A 20,076-nucleotide genomic window follows, 5' to 3' on the forward strand; every position below is an offset into this window, starting at 1 on the left:
GTGCGTGAGCATGACGACGCAGCGGATTCGACGGACGCCGGAGGAGGCTCGGCTGCTGATTCTCGAGGCGGCGGCGGGGTTGCTGGCCGAGGGCGGAGTCGGGGCGGTGCAGGTTCGGGCGGTGGCGGCGCGGGTGGGGATGACGGATGCGGGGGTGACGCATCACTTCCAGAGCCGGGAGAACTTGCTGCGGGAATTGCTCCGGCATGGTGGGCGGCAGTTGCGAGGGGCACTGGACGAGACGCTCGGGGCGTGGTTGGAGAAGGGTGCCGACCTGTTCGAGCTGGTTGAGTCGCTCGCGGGGCTGTACCGGAAGGGCTTTGGTGAGCTGGCGGTCGCGCTGCACGCCGCGGGGTGGCGGGATCGTGGCAGCGGGATGCTGGATCCGGTTGTGGAGGCACTTCAGCGGCTTCGGTCCGCTGGGGCGTCCATTGAGGAGACCCGGCTCGCGGTCGCGGCATTGCATCAGGCGATGGCTACCGAGCCGCTCTATGGGAGCGCCTTCCGACGGAGTGCGGGGCTCGTCGGTCAACAAGCGAGTGACTCGACCGAGCAGCTCCGGTGGTGGACGCGCCAACTCCAACTCGCCCTCGAGATCGCTTAGTCTCCGGGGTGTGCGTGCCGAGTTGGTGTCCGTGTTGCGATGTCCGGTCTGTGGTGACGGCCTGGCGCTGAGTGGGCGCACGGCGAGCTGTCCGCAAAGGCACGCCTTCGACCTGGCCAAGCAGGGCTATCTCAATTTGTTGCCCTCGGCGTCCAGCGGGATCGACGGCGATTCAGCCGAGATGGTCGAGGCTCGGGAGAGGTTTCTTGCCGATGGCTTCTATGCGCCGGTTCGCGATGCCTTGGTTGCCGCCGCGGGGGAGGGCGACGGGCTGATTGTCGAGGTCGGCGCCGGCACCGGCTATTACCTCGCGGGCGTGGTTGTGGCAGGGGCCCAGCGGTCGGGGATTGCGTTGGATGTCTCCCGGTACGCCGCCAGGCGCGCGGCGAAGGTGGATCCAGAGCGGATCGGATCCGTGGTTTGTGATGCGTGGCGCGAGTTGCCCGTGCGGGACGGCGCTGCGCAGGTTGTGGTGAACGTGTTCGCGCCTCGGAATGCCAACGAGATGGCGCGGGTGCTGGCGCCGGGTGGGGCGCTGCTGGTGGTTACGCCGAATCAAGAGCATCTCAAGGAGTTGATCGAGGTGCTGGGGATGGTTCGGGTCGACGCCGAGAAGGAGCGGCGGCTCAGTGAGTCGCTGGCAGGCGCGTTCAAGCGGACCAGCAGTGAGGTCGTGGAGGTCGCGATGCGGCTGGACCACAAGGCGGTCGGGCGGCTGGTGGCGATGACGCCGAGTGCGCGGCATACGGAGAAGGCCGAGTTGGCGGAGCGGATCGCAGTACTGGGTGATCCGGTCGAGGTGACGCTGTCGGTCACTCTGTCGACCTGGAGAACCGTCTGACCTAGTGCCGGCTCGAGCACGGCATTGGAGACAGACAGCTTGCGTACTAGGCGGCCGCGAGTTCCTTGGCGACAGCGGAGGCGTGCTCCTTGGCGGTGACGTGCGCCTCTTCCTCGGCGATCTTCGAGGCCGGGATCAGCTCGGCCATCGCCGGGGTGACCGACGCCAGGGTGAGCTCTGCGACGGCCTTGCGGATGTTCATCCCGAAGACGTCGCCGAAGATGCGCTCCAGGTACGGCGTCGCGTGGTCCCAGCCGTCGCGCGGGGTGCCGGGGCCGTAGCCGCCGCCACGGGCCAGGGTGAAGATGACCGGCTTGCCCCGGAGCGGGCCGTCGCTGGCCGCCAGTTCGTGCTCGGAGACCAGGACGTCGATCCAGGTCTTCACGTGCTGGGAGATTCCATAGTTGTAGAGCGGTACCGCGAGCAGTACCGCGTCGGCGTTCTTGATCTCGGCGAGCAGGTCATCGGCCAGCGCCAGTGCCTCGGTGGAGTCCGCGCGGTCGGCGTCCGGGGCCGCGTCGAAGCCCATCTTGGCGCTGATCACAGCCGGCCAGACGTTGGCGGGGATGGGGTGCTGACCGAGGTCTCGCCGGACCACGACGCCGTCCGGGTGCTCCGCGCGCCAGGCGGCCTCGGCGCTGTCGGCCAGCGCTCGGCTGACGGATCCGTCGACCCGGATGCTGGCGTCGACGCGAAGGAGGGTGGTCATGTCGTTCCTTTCGAAACCTGCTGGGGGCTGCTCAATGTGAGCTGCCTTCAAGATAGTCTGCTCTACAGAACATATTCAAGTCAGATCGTATTCCTGGTGGCATAGACCACGTAGGATGGGTGACATGAGCAGTTCGTCGCCCGAGGTGGATACCCGGGGAGTCCGCGGGACTCCGGTCGAGGAAGACCTCGGCTGGGCGCTGGGTGTCGTTTTCCGGCGGTACGCGAAGGCCGCCGCGGACGCGCTGACCGACATCCCGGGCGGTCCGCGCGGCTATCAGGTGCTCGCCACGACTATCAGGGAAGAGCCGAAGCGCCAGCTCGATCTGGCGGCCCACCTCGATGTCGACCGCACGGTGATGACTTACCTCCTGGACGACCTGGAGAAGGCCGGCCTGGTGCAGCGGCAGGCGGATCCGACCGATCGCCGGGCCCGGCTGATCGCGCCGACCGAGCGGGGCAAGGAAGTGCTCTGCGATCTCGAGCGCCGGCTCCAGGAGCGCGAGGACCTCGTCATGGGCAGCCTCGACGACGGCGAGCGGATGGTCTTCCGGATGCTGCTCCAGCGGATCGCGGTCCAGGCCAACGAGATCGACCCGCTGCACAACGCCTGCACGCTGGCCGCCGAGACCGTCGAACCCGCCGACACATAACTAGCGCAGCGGGACGAAGCCCGACTCGTACGCCTGGATGACGGCCTGCGTCCGGTCGCGGGCGCCCAGCTTGGACAGCAGGTTGGCGACGTGCGTCTTGATCGTCTGCACGCCGAGGATGAGCTCACCGGCGATCTCCGCGTTCGACAGCCCGCGCGCCATCAGGCGCAGTACCTCCTGCTCGCGCTCCGTCAGCTGGAACTCCTCCAGCCCGGTCGACTGCTGCTCGGTCACATGCGCGAGTGCCAGCGCCCGGATCGCCTCGGGGAACAGCAGCGACTCGCTGCCCGCGACCGTGCGGATCGCGGCGATGATGTCGTCCGGGGGAGTGCGCTTGAGCAGGAACCCGGACGCGCCGGCCCGCAGCGCGTCGTACACGTAGTCGTCGTTCTCGAAGGTCGTCACGACCAGCACCCGCGGCGCCGGATCGACGCCGTCCAGCAGCAGCCGGGTCGCCTGGATGCCGTCGACGGCGGGCATCCGGACGTCCATCAGGACGACGTCAGGCTGGGTACGCCGGACCACCGACAGCACCTCGGCGCCATCACCCGCCTCACCGACGACGCGCAGATCTGCCTCCGCGTCGATGATGGCGCGCAACCCGCTCCGGATCAGCGGCTCGTCGTCCACGACGACCACAGAGATCTCCACCAGTTACCCCTTCGTTGTGACGGCGACGGGCAGGGTCACCGCGAGCCGCCAGCGATCCGCGACCAGGCCGGCCTCCACGGTGCCGCGTAGTACGGCGACCCTTTCACGGATACCGGCCAGTCCCCGGCCACCGCCGGAGTTGTCAGCGGCACCAGCGGCCACCGGGTTGGTCAGCTCCAGCAGCAGCCCTGACTTGTCCAGATTGATCAGCAGATCGACGCTCACCTCGCCCGCCGGACGCCCGGCGTGCCGGATCGCGTTGGTGAGCCCTTCCTGCACGATCCGGTACGCCTCCCGCGACACGGCCGCGGGCAACTGCTCGAGATCCCCGGTACGCCGTACGCCGACCGTGATCCCGCCCGCCCGAGTCGCCTCGACCAGCCGGGTGAGGTTGCTGCCGAGCGTCGCCTGCGGAGCTGTCGCCGAACCTGGCCGGCGATCGTCGCGCAGCAGCCCGAGAACGTGATCGAGATCGGCGAGCGCCGCCCGGGCAGACGTCTCCATCGCGGCCAGCGCGGTCTCGGCGAAGGCTGGATCGGTCGCCAGCACCCGACGTGCCGCGGCCGCCTGGATGGTCACCAGGCTGAGTGCATGGCCGACGCTGTCGTGCAGCTCGCGGGCCAATCGGTTGCGCTCGGCAAGGGTCGCTGTCCGGCGCTCGAGCAACTCGATCCGCTCGGCAGGCGTCGGCCCGAGCAGCCGCGGTGCGGCGTACGCGAGCAGGGCGCCGATCCCGGCGGACAACAGGATCAGCCCGATCACCGCCGCGATCGTTGCCAACGGCATCCAGAGGTCGATCCATCCGCCGGTGGTCCGGTAGTCCACGCCGGGGATCAGCTGGCGCCGGCCGGGGGAGCGGAAGGGAGCCGCGATCAGGACGGCGCCGAGTCCGAAGACGACTGTGGAGAGCACGCCGACGAAACCGCCGGCGGCCAGGTGCAGACAGAACCAGGTCGTCGTCCGGCGGCGCTGCGGCCAGGTCCGGGACGGGCCGAGCGGCCGCTCCTCGAAGCGGACACCGAGCAGTGACTCGACCGCGATGCCCTCCACCTCGCGGACGGCGGGCAACGTGCCCAGCACCAGCGGCGGGGCGACCGCGATCAGGACGACGAGGATCGCCGACAACACCTTCGGCAGGTGCAGTTCGTCGAGCAGGGAGGCCAGGCCGCTGTCGACCAGGATGAAGGCGAGCACCAAGGCGGCACCGAGCAGCAGGTAGACCCATCGCAGATAGGTCGACCCCCGGACCAGCACGTTCGCCACCCCGCCATCCTCCCAGCCCGCCGGTCCGCCCACCTCCCTCCGCCGGGGGATACGTTCGCAGGCCCGGCTCGGTTCCCGGTGCCCGAGAGCGTTTGCATGATCGACGTCACAGTCCGGCCGGGTTTACACAAATTTGTCCTGGAGCGACCCGGTTGGGGCTCGATCGACGTCGCGATCTGCTGTCCGGACCGGTACGGTCTGTGGTCGGGGCGGGGTGTCGGTCCGGTGACGGAGCGGCATGGGGAATCGGCTCCTGGACGGGCGGCAGTCGGATTCTGAGGGGATCCGGACAGTGTCGGACAGCACACGTAAAGACACTGTGAAGTCCCCGAGGGCCGATTGACCACCCTTCCATATTTGATGTTTGATCAAATATCGGAGAGGAGAAGTCCAGCATGAGGTTCAGACGTTCGGCCGTCGCCCTGGTCGCAGTGCTTGCACTGGCCACCGGGATGAGCGCGTGCAACGACGACAGCAAGACCGGCACGAACGGGGAAGCGAAACTGGAGAAGGTCAGCTACCTGACCTCTTTCGGCACCTTTGGCCGCGAGGCCTATGCCTATGTCGCCCTGGAGAAGGGCTACTTCAAGGATGCCGGCTTCGACGTGACGATCACGCCGGGCAAGGGCACCGTCGACGTGATGAAGATCGTGGCCGGCGGTCAGGCCGACTACGGCATCGGCGACTTCACCGCGGTGATGATCACGCTGGCCAAGCAGAAGCTTCCGGTCACCACGGTCGGGATGATCCAGCAGCGCTCGATGGCGGCGATCGTCGGCCTCGAGGGCGGTCAGATCAAGGACCGCGACCCGAAGTCGCTGATGAAGGCCAACGGCGAGAAGACCCGGATCCTCGACCAGCCCGGTTCGACCAACCAGGTGACCTTCCCGCTGTACGCGCAGCAGGCCGGCGTGGACAAGGACAAGGTCGAGTTCGTACCGTCCCCGCCGCCGGCGCTGGCCGGTCTGCTCGCCGCCAACAAGGGCGACGGCATCGGCCAGTTCGTGGTCGGCGTCCCGCTGGTCGAGGCGGCCGACAAGGAGAAGCACCGCAAGGCCGTCGTACTGCCGTACGGCGACAAGGTGAAGGACCTGTACGGGAACGCGATCATCGCCCGTGACGACCTGGTCAAGGACCACCCGGCCCAGGTGCAGAAGTTCACCGCTGCGCTGCTCAAGGGCATGGACGACGCGCTGGCCGACCCGGCCGCGGCGGCGAAGGTCCTGAAGAAGTACGTTCCGGACACCAACGAAGAGGTTGCCACCCAGGAACTCAAGTTGATGAAGCCCTACGTGAAGCCGGACGGCTACACCGGGGTGGCCGGCGGGGTCGAGACCGACCGGGTCGAGCGCGTCATCGCCGACCTGGAGAAGTACGACGTCATCCCGAAGGGGTCCATCAAGCCGGCCGACGTGGTCGACACCGATCTGACTCCCAAGGGCTGACATGATCCGGCTGGACGGTGTGGGGCAGGTCTTCGACGGCCGCGGCGGAGAGGTCCGCGCGCTCGAGGAGATCGACCTGCACGTCCAGGAGAACGAGTTCGTCACGGTGATCGGCCGGTCCGGGTGTGGCAAGTCCACCCTGCTCCGGCTGATCGCCGGACTGCTGCCGCCGACGTCCGGCGGGGTCGAGGTGGCCGGCGAGGCCGTCACCGGACCGCGCCGGGACGTCTCCTTCATGTTCCAGCGACCGGCCCTGCTGCCGTGGCGGTCGGTCGTGTCGAACGTGATGCTGCCGGTGGAGATCTCCGGCGGCGACTCCGAGCGCAGCAAGGCGCAGTACCGGGATCGCGCACACGAGTTGCTCGAACTGGTCGGGCTGAACGGTTTCGAGAACCGGCTCCCGCACGAGCTGTCCGGCGGCATGCAGCAGCGGGTCTCGTTGTGCCGGTCGCTGATCCGCAGCCCCAAGGTGATGCTGATGGACGAGCCGTTCTCGGCGCTCGACGCGCTGACCCGGACCGAGCTGTCGGCGGAGCTGCAGCGGATCCAGATGGAGCTGGCCACCACCATCGTCTTCGTCACCCACTCGATCGAGGAAGCCGTCGTGCTGGCCGACCGGGTGGTCGTGCTGACGCCCCGGCCGGGCCGGTTGCGCGAGATCGTCGAGATCAAGATCCCGCGCCCCCGCACGCTGGGGCACAACGCGCACCTGACCGAGGTGGCCGAGATCAGCGCGCACCTGCACAGCCTGCTGTCCGAGCAGGAGCGCCCCGTCGACCTGCCCGAGGCACGGCGATGACGAACCGCTCCTGGCTCACCCACTCCCGTACCGCCGCAGTCCTGCTGCCCGTCGTCGGGCTGATCCTCGCGCTGGCCCTGTGGTGGGTCGCCACCATCGTCTTCTCGGTCGACTCGTACCTGCTGCCGAACCCGGGCGAGGTGGTGAGCGCCTTCCTGGACCAGCCTGGCTACCTGCTCGGTCACACCTGGACCTCGCTGGTGGAGACGGTCGAGGGCTTCGTGCTGTCGATCGTGGTCGGCGTACCGGTCGCGCTGCTGATCGTCCGGTCGGTAGTGGTCGAGCGGCTTCTTTACCCGCTGCTGCTGGCCGTCAACGCGATCCCGAAGATCGCCATCGCGCCGCTGCTGGTCGTCTGGTTCGGATTCGGGCAGTGGCCGAAGGTGCTGCTGGTACTGCTGGTCTGCTTCTTCCCGATCGTGATCTCGACCGCCACCGGGATGAAGTCCACGCCGGCCGACCTGGTGGAGCTGCTGAAGTCGCTGAACGCCAGCAAGTCGCAGGAGTTCTTCAAGCTGCGGCTGCGGTACGCGCTGCCGCAGATCTTCACCGGGCTGAAGGTCGCGATCTCGCTGGCCGTGATCGGGTCGGTGATCGCCGAGTTCGTCGGTGCGACCTCCGGTCTGGGCTACGTGATCACCAGCTCCGGTGCCAATGCCGACACCGCGCTGGCCTTTGCCGCGATGACGCTGCTCAGCATCCTGGCCATCATCTTGTTCTACGCACTGGTCCTGCTGGAACACCTGCTGCTCCCGTGGGCACGGGAGACCAGGTGACCACCCAGGCCTCAGACGCCGATCGCCGGGTACTCGTCCGGCCCGCGTGGCTGGAGGCGACCGTCTCTGCCGTCTTCACCGCCGTCGGCTTCGAGCCGACCGACGCGACCCGGATCGCCGTCGCGCTGGTCGAGGCGGACCTGCGCGGCGTCAGCTCGCACGGCGTGATGCTCGTCCCGATGTACGTCGAACGCCTGAACGCCGGGGGAGTCACCCGGGAACACGAGCTCGACATCCTGCACGACGCCGGCGCGGCCCTGGTCGCGGACGCGCGCGGCGGGATGGGGCAACTGTCCAGCCCGCAGGCGATGGGTCACGCGATCGAGCGGGCCGGCCGGTACGGGATCGGGCTGGTCTCGGTCCGCAACGCGCACCACTTCGGCGCGGCCAGCCGCTGGGCGATGCAGGCTGCGCAGGCGGGTTGCCTGGGCATCGCGATGTCCAACACGACGCCGCTGATGCCGGCGCCTGGTGGGGCCGAGCGGATCGTCGGGAACAATCCGCTGGCGATCGCTGTACCGACCGTGGCCGGCCCGGAGATCGTGCTGGACATGGCGTTGTCGGCCGTTGCTCTGGGCAAGATCCGGCTGGCTGCTTCGGCAGGGCGGCCGATTCCGGACAGTTGGGCCACGGACCAGTCCGGCGTACCGACGACGGACGCCGAGGAGGCAGTACTGGGGATGTTGCTGCCTGCTGCCGGGCACAAGGGGTTCGGGCTGGCGTTGATGATCGACGTGCTGACCGGAGTACTGAGCGGTGGCGGTTGGGGTGACCAGGTGCGGCCGCTGTATCGCGAGCCGGATCGGCCCAACGACTGCGCGCATCTGTTCCTCGCCATCGACCCGGAGTTGCTGGGTGGAATCGATGGCTTCCGGCAGCGGTCGTCGGCGCTGGCGGCGAAGGTGCGCGGTAGTGCGACGGCTCCCGGGGTGGACCGGCTTTTCCTGCCGGGGGAGATCGAGGCCGATCGCGCCGCGAAGCAGCGGCGCAACGGCGTACTGATCGAGAGGTCGGGACTGGACGGCTTGCTGCAGGCCGCGCGTGCGGTCGGCGCCGTCATCCCGACGGGAGGGGTGCTGAGCTGATGGCGAAGACACAACTGACCAGCGCGCAGCTGCGGAGCCCGAACGGGGTGTTCTCGCAGGCGACCACGATCGAGGCGACCGGCCGGCTGGTGTTCGTCTCCGGGATGACCGCGCGAACGCCGGACGGCACGATCGTCGGCGTCGGCGACGTCCGGGAACAGACCCGGCAGGTCTGCGAGAACGTGCGCGCCGCGGTCGTCGAGGCCGGCGGCACGCTGGACGACGTCTGCCGGGTGGACGTGTACGTCCGCAACATGGAGGACTTCGCGAGGATCCACGAGATCCGCGCGCAGTACTTCCAGGAGCCGCTGCCCGCCTCGACGATGGTCGAGGTCAGCAAGCTGGCCCACCCTGACTACCTGATCGAGATCTCCGCCATTGCGGTGATCCCATGAAAGGCACACGCAGCCGGGGAGGGGTGATTTCAGTGCGCGGCGTCGAGTGGACCTGAGATGCGGTTCGTGACGATCGAACACGCGGGGCGTGAGTGGCCCGCCGTGTTAGATGACAACAGTCTGGACGGCGAGGAGGACGTAGTCCTCCTGCAGGCTCCGGACCTGGTCTCGGTGATCGAGGCCGGTCCGGCCGGAGTGGTTGCCGCGCGCAACGAGCTGGCCACGGGCGAAAGGTTGCCCCTGGCATCTGTGTCGTTGCGCGCGCCGTTGCGGCGGTTCCGCCGTGACGTGCTGTGCACCGGCTGGAACTACTGGGACCACTTCGAGGAGAGCAAGGGCAAGCGCGACGGCCAGGACGTCGACCGGCCCGAGCACCCGACCTTCTTCACCAAGGGCCCGGACGTGGTGATCGGCCCGTACGACGAGATCGCGTACGACCCGGCGATCTCCGCCAAGTGGGACTACGAGGCCGAGCTGGCACTGGTGATCGGCAAGGCCGGACGGAGTATCCCGGTCGCCGACGCGCTCGACCATGTGTGGGGCTACATGCTGGCCAACGACGTGTCGCAGCGTGATCTGCAGCGTCAGCACGGCGGCCAGTGGCTCAAGGGCAAGAGCATCGACCAGACCATGCCGCTCGGGCCGTGGATCGTCACCGCCGACGAGTTCGGCGACCCGCAGGACGTACACCTGCAGTGCCTGCTGAACGGCGAGGTCATGCAGGACGCCTCGACCAAGCAGATGGCCTACGACGTGGCGACGCTGGTCAGCGAGCTGTCGTTCGGGATGACGTTGCGCCCCGGCGACCTGCTGCTGACGGGCACTCCCGCCGGTATCGGCAACGCCCGCGAGCCACAGGTGTTCCTGGCCGAGGGCGACGAGGTGGTGACCCGCGCGGACAAGATCGGCGAGCTGCGCAACACACTGGTCTACCGGGAGCTCGCATGAGCAGCCGGTTGGAGCTACTGCCCGGTGGCGGCCGTGGTGGTCGCCGTACGTTGGCAGAGACGGCCGCAGCCGAGCTACACCAGCTCATCCTGTCCGGCGAGCTCCCTAGCGGTACTCCGCTCCGCCTGGTCGAGCTGGCCACCCGGCTGGACATGAGCCAGATGCCTGTCCGGGAAGGCCTTCGCCGGCTGGAGGCGCTCGGCCTGGTCGACATCATCCCGCACAAGGGCGCCTGGGTCCGGGAGCTGTCGCTGGAGGACCTGCACGACACCCACGAGACCAGGCTCGCGCTGGAGAGTCTCGCAGTACGGGCTGCTGCTGAGCACTTCGGCGAGGAAGACGCCGAGAAGGCTCGGGTGGCTCTCGCTGAGCTACTGCTGCTCTCGCGGTCCGAAGACTCGATCGGCGCTCGGCAGGCCCATGCAGACTTCCACTTCGCTCTGTACCGGGCCGGTGGTTCGCAGTGGCTTGCACGGGCCATCGAGCCGGTGTGGCAGAACAGTGAGCGCTACCGGTTCGGGAGTCGGCAGACGGCGTTCCAGATCGAGCGGAACCGGCAGGAGCACCAGGCGATCCTGGATGCTTGTGTCGCCCGTGATGCCGACGCTGCCGAGCAGGCCCTACGCAACCACCTCGCTGGCGCGGTACAGCGGATCACCGAGACGATGACCTCCAAGCATTCACAGCGCGAGGGGACGTCATGAAGGTGAGCTTCGACGCGACCGGCGAGGTCGTGGTCATCACGGGTGGAGCACACGGCATCGGAGCCGCACTGGCTGCCGCAGTGGTTGGTTGCGGCGGTACTGCCGTTGTCTTCGACTTGGTTGCGGGTGCTGCGTCTGGTGTCGAGTACGTGCTCGTGGACGTGTCTGATCGGGCCGCTGTGCTCAAAGCTGTGGACGGAGTGATCGAGCGGCACGGGCGGATCGACGGGCTGGTCGCCGGGGCCGCTGTGCAGCCGCGTGCTGCTGTGGTGGACACCGCGGCGGAGGAGTGGACGCGGACGTTGCAGGTGAACCTGGACGGGGTCGTCTGGGTCTGCCAGGCGGTCGTACCGCACATGGTCTCGGCGCGCAGCGGCTCTGTGGTCGTCTTCACGTCGGGGATGGCGGCGACCGGGTTCCCGGGCGCAGCGGCGTACGCGTCGAGCAAGGCGGCTCTGGGCGCCTTCGCCCGGACCCTGGCGGCCGAGGTGGCCGAGCACCGGGTCCGGGTGAACGTGATCGCGCCGGGGGTGATCGACACCGAGCAGTTCCGCTCTGCCAACATCGGTGCCGACTTGGAGCACTGGCGTGACACGACTGGGATCGGCGATCCGGAGGATGTGGTCGGCCCGTTGCTGTTCCTGTTGTCCGACGCGGCCGCGATGACCGGCTCGCAGCTGACCCGTGAGCGGGTCTTCGCCCGGCTAGAGACCTTCAAGGAGAGCTGAGAGTGTCCGCTGACCAGCAGCTGCCTATCGCCGTCGTCGGCGCCGGGCCGATCGGCCTGACGACGGCCCTCGGCCTGGCTCACTACGGCGTGCCGTTCGTGCTGCTCGAGGAGGACGCGGTGCTCTCCTCGGACACCAAGGCCGGTACGACGCTGACCCGGACGCTGGAGATCTGGGACCGGTACGGCGCTGTCGAGGGCATCCTCGCCGCCGCGCTGCGGATCGACGAGATCGGCGACATCGACCGGGCGACCAACACGCCGCGGGCCTCGGTGCAGCTGGCCGAGTTGGTCAACGACACCCAGTTCCCGTTCGTGATCAACCTGCCGCAGCAGACGATGGAGCCGATCCTGGAGGCCGCTCTGACCGGCGGCACGGTCCTGAAGCAGCATCGGCTCGACTCCTTCGAGGTGCTCGACGACCGGGTGGTGCTGACGGTCGATACCCCTGACGGAGTGCGGCAGATCGAGGCGTCGCATCTGCTCGCGTGTGACGGCGGCCGGAGCAAGGTGCGTGACGCGCTGGGCGCGACGGTGACGGGGGAAACCCTGCCCGAGCGGTACATGCTGATCGACGTCGTGGTCGACCTGGACGTCTCCAACGCCCGCGACTACCCCTACCTCGCCTACTTCTCGGACCGGTCCGAGTGGATGGTGCTGATCCGGCAGCCCAACTGCTGGCGCTTCCTCTTCCCGCTCGCTTCCGGCGCCGAGAAGCCTGGTGAAGAGGACATGCTGGTCAAGGTCAAGCAGTTCATTGGTGAGGTGGACCGGATCGAGCTGCTCGGCTCGGTCGTCTACAACGTGCACCACCGGGTGGCCGACCACTGGTCCGCGGAGCGCAAGGTGTTCCTGATGGGCGACGCGGCCCATCTGATCACGCCGATGTGGGCACTGGGGCTCAACACCGGAGCACTGGACGCGTCCAATCTGCCCTGGCGGCTTGCCTGGGTACTACGGGGCTGGGCTTCGCCGGAGTTGCTGGACGGCTATGAGCAGGAGCAGCGGCCGGTTGCCATCAATGGGTCGGGCGAGATGGCCGAGGCGGCTCGCAAGTACATGTCCCACCAGCGGGGTGCGGTGACCGCGGCCGGGAGTGACTGGGCGACGGCCTACACCCGCACGCTGCTCGGCGTACGGCTGGATGTGGCTGGGGAAGGTGATTGGTCGATGGTGATGACCAGTGCTGAGCCGCCTGCGGTCCGCGCCGGCGACAGAGCGCCTGACCTGGCGCTGCAGGGTCCTGCTGGGCGTCAGACGATCCACGGGTTGTGTCGCGAGTCTTTCGTCGCGCTGTACTTCACCGACGTACGGCGTCGACCTGCTGTGCCTTTGAACGACTCCCCGGCGTTGAAGCACTATGCGGTGTCGCGGTGGGATGCGCCGCTGGACTCCGGGCTCCGGGACCGCTCGCTGTTCGACCCGGGCAGCATCGCCACCAGCCGGTACGGCGTACCGGCTGAGACGGTCGTGCTGGTGCGGCCGGACGGGCATATCGCTGCAGTGGCTCCGATGGGCGACGGTGTGGCCGAGGAGCTCTACACCGGGATCACTGGTCGGCCTGTGCCGCGGGAGGGTCTCTGATGAGTTCCTTCGACGAGCAGTTGAGCGAAGTGCTGCTGCAGACGGACGACCTGGAGTGGGTCGAGAAGTCGCTGGCCGGGTTGTCGCACAAGATGCTCTGGCGGGATCCGGTTTCGGAGGCCTCGATCGCGCTGGTGCGTTTCGAGCAGGGGTCCGGGATTCCGGAGGCGCATCAGCACGCTTCGAACCAGTTCATGTTCTGCCTGTCCGGCCGGTACGTGTACCTGCCGACGGGGACGACTCTGACCAAGGGCAGCTTCTACTGGAACCCGAAGGGCGTAGTACACGGGCCGACGATGGCCGAGGAGACCTCTGTCCTGCTCGAGGTGTACGACGGGCCGCACTACCCGGTGCGGCCGGCCTTCTACGACAACGACGAGGACGCGCGCTGACATGACCGGCTGGGACGTCCACACCCACCTGATACCGCCGACTGTGCTGTCGGCGGCTGGTCAGCGTGCCTTTGGGCTGGGGATCGAGGACGGCTTCCTGTTGGTCGACGGCGAGCGGCTGCCGTTGAAGCGACTGGCTGATCCCGCAGCACTGCTGCATTGGATCGACGAGCAGGACCTGGACGGTGCTGTCGTCTCCGTACCGCCTGCGCTCTTCCGCTACGACCAGGGCGTCGAGTGGGCGGCACTGGTCAACCAGGGGCTGCGCGAGCTGGCCACGCCGCGGTTGCGCGTCCTTGGGCAGCTGCCCCTGTCGGATGCTGGTGCTGGAGCGGTGGCGGCCGAGTTGGCGAGTGAAGGCGTCTTCAGCGGCTTCGCCATCGGTACTCCGGGCTACGCCGGGCTGGACCCGGTCTGGGAGGTGCTCCACTCGCTGGAGGCCTTCACCTTGATTCACCCGAGCCACAGCCACGACGAGCGGCTCGGCAGGTACTACCTGTCGAACCTGCTGGGGAACCCTTATGAAACAGGGCTTGCCGCGGCTGAACTGGTGTTCGGGGATGTCGTCGGTCGTTACCCCGGCATCAGGTTCTGCCTGTGCCACGGGGGCGGTGTCACGGCGGCTCTGGCCGGCCGGTGGCAGCGCGGGATCGACACGGAACGACCAGGGATCGAACCACTCTCGCTGCCGGTGGCCGAGGCGCTGCAGCGGTTCTATGTGGACGACCTGGTGCACGACGACGCAGTACGGGCGTTGCTGGGGGCGACCTTCGGGGCCGAGCGGGTGCTGGCCGGTAGTGACTGGCCGTTCCCGATGGGCGATCAGGTGGACAGAGGCCGGGCGGCAGCTCGATCAACGGTGTGCGAGCAGCTCACCCGGCCGTTGAAGAAGGGGGCCGTTTCAGCGTGAGAAGGCCTTTTCGGCAGGACCGAGATGTGATCAGATATCAAATCCAGGTGGCGATTATGCGGACGAGTGGGGTGGCGGCATGAATGCACGGAAGGCTTACGTGCTGCGCTGCTACGGCCCCGGCCAGCAGCTGAAGGTAGAAGAGGTGGAGCTGATCGCCGGGGAGGGCGAGACGCTGGTGGAGATGCAGTACGCGTCTGTCACCCAGCTCGACCGGACAGTGCTCGCGGGCAAGCTGGCCCAGCAACAGGAGCCGCCATTCGTACCGGGGTCCGAGGGTGCCGGGGTGGTAGTCAGCTCTGCCGTCTATGCGGCCGGTACTCCGGTAGTGATCCGTGGTGGGGGAGTTGGCGTCGCCCGGCCGGGCACGTGGGGGCAGCTGGCCGTAGTACCGGATGCATCGGTGCATCTGTTGCCGAGTGGGTTGGACCCGGCTGCAGCTGTGTCGATGCTGGGTGCTGCGTTGACCGCGCACACGGCAGTACGGCGGGTTGCTCAGATCGTGGAGAACGAGACTGTCGTCGTCACCGGGATCACTGGGCTGGTCGGCCGGCTGTGTGCCGCCGTGGCCCGGGCGGCCGGGGCGATGAAGGTGATCGGCCTGGCGCGCAGCGACGAATCGGTGGAGCACCTCAACGGGCTGGTCGACCAGATCGTGCGAGTCGACGAGCTGGGCCAGGTCGGCCGTGAACTGCCCTGGTGCAACGCCGCGATCGACACTGTCGGCGGCCCGGTCACCAGTGGGGTGATGAGCCACATCACCCCGGGCGGACGGCTCGTGGCACTCGGGTACACGGCAGGGGAGTTCGCCACTCTCGACCTGCATCAGTTGATCGGCCGGGACCTGCGGGTGCTGCCGGTGAACATGCAGCGGACGACGATCGAGCCCGGCACCGTCACCCAGGTGCTGACCGACATCGCGCCCTCGCAGGTGCGGCCGCAACTCGAGATCGTGGCCGGGCCACTGGCGGAGGATGCCCTGGATCTCCTGGCCAGCGGGCCGGCGGACAGGCGCGTACTGCTCGATCTTGGGCGCTTCTGATGAACAGTTCAGCTACGGTTACCTCCCAGATGCGCGTGCAGTGATGGAGAGAGGCAGCCCACACCAGATGACCCGACGACTCGAGCTCACGCCCGGGGGACCGAGCGGCCGGCGCACACTCGCTGAGGAAGCAGCCGCGGAGCTGCACGAGCTGATCCTGTCCGGTGAGCTCCCGAGCGGTACCGCGCTGCGGCTGGAGGAGCTGGCCAAGCGACTCGACATGAGCCAGATGCCGATCCGCGAGGGGTTGCGCCGGATGCAGGCGCTCGGGCTGGTCGAGATCGTTCCGCACAAGGGCGCCTGGGTCCGGGAGCTGTCGATGGAGGACCTGCGCGACACCCACGAGACCCGGATCTCGCTGGAGACGCTCGCTGTCCGGGCCGCGGCGACGCGCTTCAGCGAAGCGGATGCGGCGATCGCCCGGGCAGCACTGGCCGAGCACGTGCGGCTGTCCAAGGTGGGCGACATCATCGCTTCGCGGCAGGCGCATACGGAGTTCCACTTCGCGATCTACCGGGCCGGTGGGTCGCGCTGGTTGCCCCGGGCGATCGAGCCCGTGTGGCAGAACAGCGAGCGGTACCGGTTCGGCTCGCGGCAGACGAAGGCACGGATCGAGCAGACCCGGCGGGAGCACCAGGCGATCCTGGACGCCTGCCTGGCGCACGACGAGCCCGGTGCCGAGGCGGCACTGCGGGAACACCTCGAAGGCGCCATGCAGCGCATCACCGAGACGATGGCTCGGCGCTACAACAAAGACTGAGACGCTTTAGGCCAGGTGGGCGGGGAAGCCTCCGGTGGCTACCGGGCCCCAGCGCTCGGGGGTGACGCGGATGAGGCACTTGCCCTGCTTGCGCATCGCCTCGCGGTACTCCTCCCAGTCGGGGTGCTCGCCGGAGATGGAGCGGTAGTAGTCGACCAGGGGCTCCACTGCGTCCGGTAGGTCGATCACCTCGCCAGTGCCGTCGATCTGCACCCAGGGGCCGTCCCAGTCGTCGGACAGCACCAGCACGCTTGTCTGCGCGTCCCGCTTCACGTTGTTGCTCTTGGCCCGCCCCGGGTACGACGAGATGACGATCCGCCCCTCCGCGTCCACCCCACCCGACACCGGCGAGGCCTGCGGCGTACCGTCCGCGCGGCGGGTGATCAGCAGCATGTGATGACGCGGCCGGACGAACTCCAGCAGCGCGTCGGTGTCCACCTGAGTATTGGTAGCAATCGATCTCGGCATACCCCTACCCTCTCACTTCCTGCAATTGACAGGAGTCGAACAGGTGTTCGAACATGGGGGTGTGACGGGGACTTCTGCTACTGAGCTGCCTGCGCGGGTGACCGCGCTGGATCAGGCACGCACGCTGCTGGCCCGGGCGAAGGAGCAGAAGGCTGCCCGGCTCCTTCAGGTGTCGGAGGAGGCGGTGGCGCCGGCTCCGACCGTGCTGGCGCCGCGGACGACCGAGACTCGGGTCCAGCAGGCGCTGGACACGGCCACCGTCGACCGGGCGCTGCCTACTCTGCCAGCCGTCGCCGACCTTTTGCCCGGCGCGGTGCTACGAGGTGGCTCGGTGTACTCGGTGCGCGGGTCGACGGCGCTCGTGATGGCCATGATGGCCGGGCCGTCCGCCGAGGGCGCCTGGTGTGGAGTGGTCGGGATGCCGTCGTTCGGCGCGGAGGCGGCCCGTGGGCTCGGGGTCGACCTCGAGCGGCTGGTACTGGTCCCCGACCCGGAGCGCGACTGGCTGAGCGTGGTGGCGGCGCTGGTCGACGCCCTGACCGTGGTCGTGGTCCGTCCGCCGGGAGAGGTGACCCCGGGGGAGGCCTCCCGGCTGTCGGCCCGGCTGCGCACCCGCGGGGCGATGCTCATCGCGGTCGGCTCCTGGCCGGGCAGCGAAGCCCGCTTGGAGGTCCAGGGCAATACGTGGACCGGTCTCGGCGAAGGCGAGGGCTACCTGACCGGCCGTCAGGCGACCGTCGCGGTCACTGGCCGGGGTGCCGCTGTCCGCCCTCAGCAACACCAGCTCTGGCTCCCTGCCCCCGACGGCAGCATTCGCCGGATCGAGTCGGCGCGCCCGCTCGAAGACCCGGCTCGTTGGGAGGCGGTGGGCTGATGACCCGGACGATGGTGGTGTGGGTGCCGGACTGGCCGGTGACGGCGGCTGCTTCGGCTGCTGGGTGTTCGCCGGAGACGGCGGTCGCGGTGCTCGCGAAGGGGCGGGTGCTCGCTAGTTCTGCAGCGGCTCGGGCCGAGGGGGTGCGACGCGGGTTGCGAGCCCGGGATGCGCAGTCGCGCTGCCCGGAGCTGGTGGTGCTGAAGTACGACCCGGTGATCGACGCCCGTGCCTTCGATCCGGTGATCGGCTGCCTGGAGGCGCTCACCCCGGGCATCCAGGTGATCCGGCCGGGGATGTGCGCGTTGAAGGCGCGTGGGCCGAGCCGGTTCTACGGGAGTGAGCCGGCGGCCGCGGAGAAGCTGCTCGACCGGCTCGAGACGTTCGACGTACCGGGTGGGCGGGTCGGGATCGCTGATGGGGCATTCGCTGCCGAGCAGGCAGCGCGGGGGAGTTCGGCGCAGACGCGGGTGCTGGTGATTCCGGAGGGCGGGTCGGCGGAGTTCCTCGCCCCGCTCACGGTCGACACCCTCGAGCGGCCGGCGCTCACCGACCTGCTGCGGCGGCTCGGGCTCCGGTCGCTCGGCGCCTTCGCGCGGCTGCCCGCCACCGAGGTGCTGACCAGGTTCGGGCCGGACGGCGCGTTCGCGCACCGGCTGGCCCGCGGCGACGACGACCGTCCGGTGGTCGCCCGGCAGGTGCCGCTCGAGCTGACCCGCAAACTCGACTTCGAACCGCCGGTGGATCGGGTGGACCAGGTGGCGTTCGCGGTGCGCGCGGTCGCCGACGAGCTGATCGAGAGGCTGACCAAGCTCGGCCTGGTCTGCACCACCTTGCGGGTCGAGGTCGGGACCGAGTCGGGCCGGGTGCACGAGCGGGAGTGGCTGCATCCCCGCTGGTTCAGCCCCGCCGACCTGGTCGACCGGGTCCGCTGGCAACTGCAGGGCAGCGGGACGGCGACCAGTGAGCTGACTTCGGCGGTGGTGCGGATCCGGTTGATCCCGGAGCAGGTCGACCCGGTCGGCGCTCACGTCGACGGCCTCTGGGGAGGTGGTCCCGACGAGCGGATCCACCGGGCGCTGTCCCGGGTGCAGAGCATGCTCGGCCACGGCGGAGTCGTCTCGGTGGTGGTCGGTGGTGGCCGGGGGTTCCTGGAGCGGCAGACCTTGATTCCTTGGGGTGATCGACCGGTGCCCGCCAATCCACCGGAGCACCCCTGGCCGGGCGCGATCACCGGCACGGGGAGCCGCTGGCCGACGCCGGCGCCCAGCTCGATCTACCCGAAACCGAAGCCGGCCCTCGTGTTCTCGGCGGATGGGCGACAGGTCTCGGTGAGCGCCCGCGGCGTCCTGTCCGGCGCCCCGGCCGCCTTCCGCTTCGAGCCCGCCCCACAGGTTGCTGATAGCAACAAACTCCATCCGGTCACCGCGTGGGCCGGGCCCTGGCCGGTGGATGAGCGCTGGTGGGACTCCGACGGCGAGAACCGGCTGGCCCGCTTCCAGTTGGTGGGCGCTGACGGGCGCGCCTGGCTCTTCGCAGTACGGAACAACCAATGGTGGACAGAAGCCAGCTATGACTGACCAGTGCTGCCGATGCTCCGGCAAACGGGAATCGTTCTGCGGCCGGCGCAGAGTGCACGGCAATCGGCAGCGGGTGCCGTTCCAGCGTCACCTGTGGTGCGCGCGGAGACATCTGCTCGCCGCCGATCGTCAGCGACAACACCTGGCTGCCCAGCATCATCTGCTGTGCGCCAGACGCCACCTGCTGGCGGCTGCCTCGCAGGCGGACTAGCTGTGGACTAGTCGGCGCGGAGGCCGGCGACGAGGAGGCCGACCATTCGGCGGGCGTCGTAGCGCGCGTCCCCGTAGTCGGCTCCACTGCAGAGGTTGCCAACGGCAAACATCAGCTCGAAGCCGCCGATGCCCGGGCGGATCTCGCCGGCTGCCCCGGCCGCCTCCAGCAGCTGTCCGCACACGGGGACGAGCCGATCGATGAAGCTGCCGTGCAGTGACTGGTAGGCGGAGTCGCCGGACTGCATCGCCTTCGCGAGTCCGTGCTTGGTGACCAGGAAGTCGACGAAGAGGTCGATCCAGGCGGCCAGCGAAGCGTACGGCGTACTGGAACTTGCCAGGAGTGCAGGGCCGGCCTGGACGCACGCCTCGACCTGGTGCTGGTAGACGGCGACGATCAGGTCGGCCCGGGTCGGGAAGTGCCGGTAGATCGTCCCGACGCCAACGCCGGCCTTGGCTGCGATGTCGCGCACGGGCACGTCGACGCCGGACGTGACGAAGGCCGCCGCGGCCGCGTCCAGCAACGTCTTCTCGTTGCGCCGGGCGTCGGCCCGCTTCCGCGGCGCGGGCGACTTCGAACCGTCCCCGAGGTCAGCCACTGAGCCACTCCCACTTGATAAGCGGAACAACGTTCCGTATGTTGGTTATCGGAACCTC

The 20,076-nt window shown here is 68.7% G+C and carries 23 protein-coding genes; 18 read left to right on the top strand and 5 right to left on the bottom strand.

Going from position 1 to position 20,076, the window contains the following annotated elements; translation table 11 throughout:
- Positions 1–10 precede the first annotated feature (10 nt).
- The gene (locus tag AB0M15_RS40775) at positions 11–604 is read left to right on the top strand and encodes a helix-turn-helix domain-containing protein (protein WP_363832396.1); all 594 of its coding nucleotides are present in this window, start codon (positions 11–13) and stop codon (positions 602–604) included.
- 10 nt (positions 605–614) lie between these two features.
- Entirely contained in the window at positions 615–1,445 is an 831-nt protein-coding gene (locus AB0M15_RS40780; RefSeq protein ID WP_363832399.1) for a putative RNA methyltransferase, read from the top strand.
- A gap of 46 nt (positions 1,446–1,491) precedes the next feature.
- On the opposite strand, the gene AB0M15_RS40785 is transcribed toward AB0M15_RS40780, so the two are convergent.
- Complete coding sequence (locus tag AB0M15_RS40785; protein ID WP_363832402.1) at positions 1,492–2,154, bottom strand: NAD(P)H-dependent oxidoreductase; 663 nt, start codon at positions 2,152–2,154, stop codon at positions 1,492–1,494.
- 124 nt (positions 2,155–2,278) lie between these two features.
- Here AB0M15_RS40785 and AB0M15_RS40790 point away from each other — a divergent pair, with 124 nt between their 5' ends.
- Positions 2,279–2,806 carry a MarR family transcriptional regulator gene (locus AB0M15_RS40790; protein WP_363832405.1) on the top strand — a complete coding sequence of 176 codons (528 nt, stop codon included), beginning with the start codon at positions 2,279–2,281 and terminating at the stop codon, positions 2,804–2,806.
- On the opposite strand, the gene AB0M15_RS40795 is transcribed toward AB0M15_RS40790, so the two are convergent.
- On the bottom strand, positions 2,807–3,457 hold the full coding sequence (locus AB0M15_RS40795) for a response regulator transcription factor (RefSeq protein ID WP_363832409.1): 651 nt from the start codon (positions 3,455–3,457) through the stop codon (positions 2,807–2,809).
- Between the two features lie 3 nt (positions 3,458–3,460).
- On the bottom strand, positions 3,461–4,720 hold the full coding sequence (locus tag AB0M15_RS40800) for a histidine kinase (protein ID WP_363832412.1): 1,260 nt from the start codon (positions 4,718–4,720) through the stop codon (positions 3,461–3,463).
- Between the two features lie 395 nt (positions 4,721–5,115).
- Between AB0M15_RS40800 and AB0M15_RS40805 the strand changes: the two genes are divergently transcribed.
- The 13 genes from AB0M15_RS40805 to AB0M15_RS40865 all read left to right on the top strand — a co-directional run bounded on the left by AB0M15_RS40805 (position 5,116) and on the right by AB0M15_RS40865 (position 16,287).
- Complete coding sequence (locus AB0M15_RS40805; protein ID WP_363832415.1) at positions 5,116–6,165, top strand: ABC transporter substrate-binding protein; 1,050 nt, start codon at positions 5,116–5,118, stop codon at positions 6,163–6,165.
- Position 6,166: 1 nt separating this feature from the next.
- On the top strand, positions 6,167–6,964 hold the full coding sequence (locus tag AB0M15_RS40810) for an ABC transporter ATP-binding protein (protein ID WP_363832418.1): 798 nt from the start codon (positions 6,167–6,169) through the stop codon (positions 6,962–6,964).
- Positions 6,961–7,740, top strand: a complete 780-nt coding sequence (locus tag AB0M15_RS40815; RefSeq protein WP_363832421.1) for an ABC transporter permease — start codon at positions 6,961–6,963, stop codon at positions 7,738–7,740. The genes AB0M15_RS40810 and AB0M15_RS40815 overlap by 4 nt, the downstream gene beginning before the upstream one ends.
- Positions 7,737–8,825: an Ldh family oxidoreductase gene (locus AB0M15_RS40820; RefSeq protein ID WP_363832425.1), complete on the top strand. Its 1,089-nt coding sequence runs from the start codon at positions 7,737–7,739 to the stop codon at positions 8,823–8,825. The genes AB0M15_RS40815 and AB0M15_RS40820 overlap by 4 nt, the downstream gene beginning before the upstream one ends.
- Positions 8,825–9,220 carry a RidA family protein gene (locus AB0M15_RS40825; protein WP_363832428.1) on the top strand — a complete coding sequence of 132 codons (396 nt, stop codon included), beginning with the start codon at positions 8,825–8,827 and terminating at the stop codon, positions 9,218–9,220. Before AB0M15_RS40820 ends, AB0M15_RS40825 begins: the two co-directional genes overlap by 1 nt.
- A 57-nt stretch (positions 9,221–9,277) precedes the next feature.
- Positions 9,278–10,168, top strand: coding sequence for a fumarylacetoacetate hydrolase family protein (locus AB0M15_RS40830; protein WP_363832430.1), 891 nt, complete (start codon positions 9,278–9,280; stop codon positions 10,166–10,168).
- On the top strand, positions 10,165–10,872 hold the full coding sequence (locus AB0M15_RS40835) for a GntR family transcriptional regulator (protein WP_363832433.1): 708 nt from the start codon (positions 10,165–10,167) through the stop codon (positions 10,870–10,872). Before AB0M15_RS40830 ends, AB0M15_RS40835 begins: the two co-directional genes overlap by 4 nt.
- Positions 10,869–11,600: an SDR family NAD(P)-dependent oxidoreductase gene (locus AB0M15_RS40840; RefSeq protein ID WP_363832436.1), complete on the top strand. Its 732-nt coding sequence runs from the start codon at positions 10,869–10,871 to the stop codon at positions 11,598–11,600. The genes AB0M15_RS40835 and AB0M15_RS40840 overlap by 4 nt, the downstream gene beginning before the upstream one ends.
- 2 nt (positions 11,601–11,602) lie before the next feature.
- The gene (locus AB0M15_RS40845; protein ID WP_363832438.1) at positions 11,603–13,183 is read left to right on the top strand and encodes an FAD-dependent monooxygenase; all 1,581 of its coding nucleotides are present in this window, start codon (positions 11,603–11,605) and stop codon (positions 13,181–13,183) included.
- The gene (locus tag AB0M15_RS40850) at positions 13,183–13,575 is read left to right on the top strand and encodes a cupin domain-containing protein (protein ID WP_363832440.1); all 393 of its coding nucleotides are present in this window, start codon (positions 13,183–13,185) and stop codon (positions 13,573–13,575) included. The genes AB0M15_RS40845 and AB0M15_RS40850 overlap by 1 nt, the downstream gene beginning before the upstream one ends.
- 1 nt (position 13,576) lies before the next feature.
- A complete protein-coding gene (locus AB0M15_RS40855) occupies positions 13,577–14,485 on the top strand; it encodes an amidohydrolase family protein (RefSeq protein WP_363832443.1) in 909 nt (302 codons plus the stop codon).
- A 79-nt stretch (positions 14,486–14,564) separates the two neighbouring features.
- On the top strand, positions 14,565–15,527 hold the full coding sequence (locus AB0M15_RS40860) for a zinc-binding alcohol dehydrogenase family protein (RefSeq protein ID WP_363832446.1): 963 nt from the start codon (positions 14,565–14,567) through the stop codon (positions 15,525–15,527).
- Positions 15,528–15,594: 67 nt separating this feature from the next.
- A complete protein-coding gene (locus tag AB0M15_RS40865; RefSeq protein WP_363832450.1) occupies positions 15,595–16,287 on the top strand; it encodes a GntR family transcriptional regulator in 693 nt (230 codons plus the stop codon).
- Positions 16,288–16,293: 6 nt separating this feature from the next.
- Here AB0M15_RS40865 and AB0M15_RS40870 read toward each other — a convergent pair whose 3' ends face one another.
- Positions 16,294–16,755 (bottom strand): PPOX class F420-dependent oxidoreductase, encoded by a 462-nt coding sequence (locus AB0M15_RS40870; protein WP_363832453.1) that lies wholly within the window; start codon positions 16,753–16,755, stop codon positions 16,294–16,296.
- A 61-nt stretch (positions 16,756–16,816) separates the two neighbouring features.
- Between AB0M15_RS40870 and AB0M15_RS40875 the strand changes: the two genes are divergently transcribed.
- Positions 16,817–17,629: a hypothetical protein gene (locus AB0M15_RS40875; protein ID WP_363832455.1), complete on the top strand. Its 813-nt coding sequence runs from the start codon at positions 16,817–16,819 to the stop codon at positions 17,627–17,629.
- Entirely contained in the window at positions 17,629–19,209 is a 1,581-nt protein-coding gene (locus tag AB0M15_RS40880) for a DNA polymerase Y family protein (protein ID WP_363832458.1), read from the top strand. Before AB0M15_RS40875 ends, AB0M15_RS40880 begins: the two co-directional genes overlap by 1 nt.
- A gap of 218 nt (positions 19,210–19,427) precedes the next feature.
- Here the strand turns inward: AB0M15_RS40880 and AB0M15_RS40885 are convergent, their stop codons facing one another.
- Complete coding sequence (locus AB0M15_RS40885) at positions 19,428–20,018, bottom strand: TetR/AcrR family transcriptional regulator (RefSeq protein WP_363832460.1); 591 nt, start codon at positions 20,016–20,018, stop codon at positions 19,428–19,430.
- Positions 20,019–20,076: the final 58 nt, after the last annotated feature.

It is taken from the genome of Kribbella sp. NPDC051718, assembly GCF_040681515.1.
Classification (GTDB): Bacteria; Actinomycetota; Actinomycetes; order Propionibacteriales; family Kribbellaceae; genus Kribbella.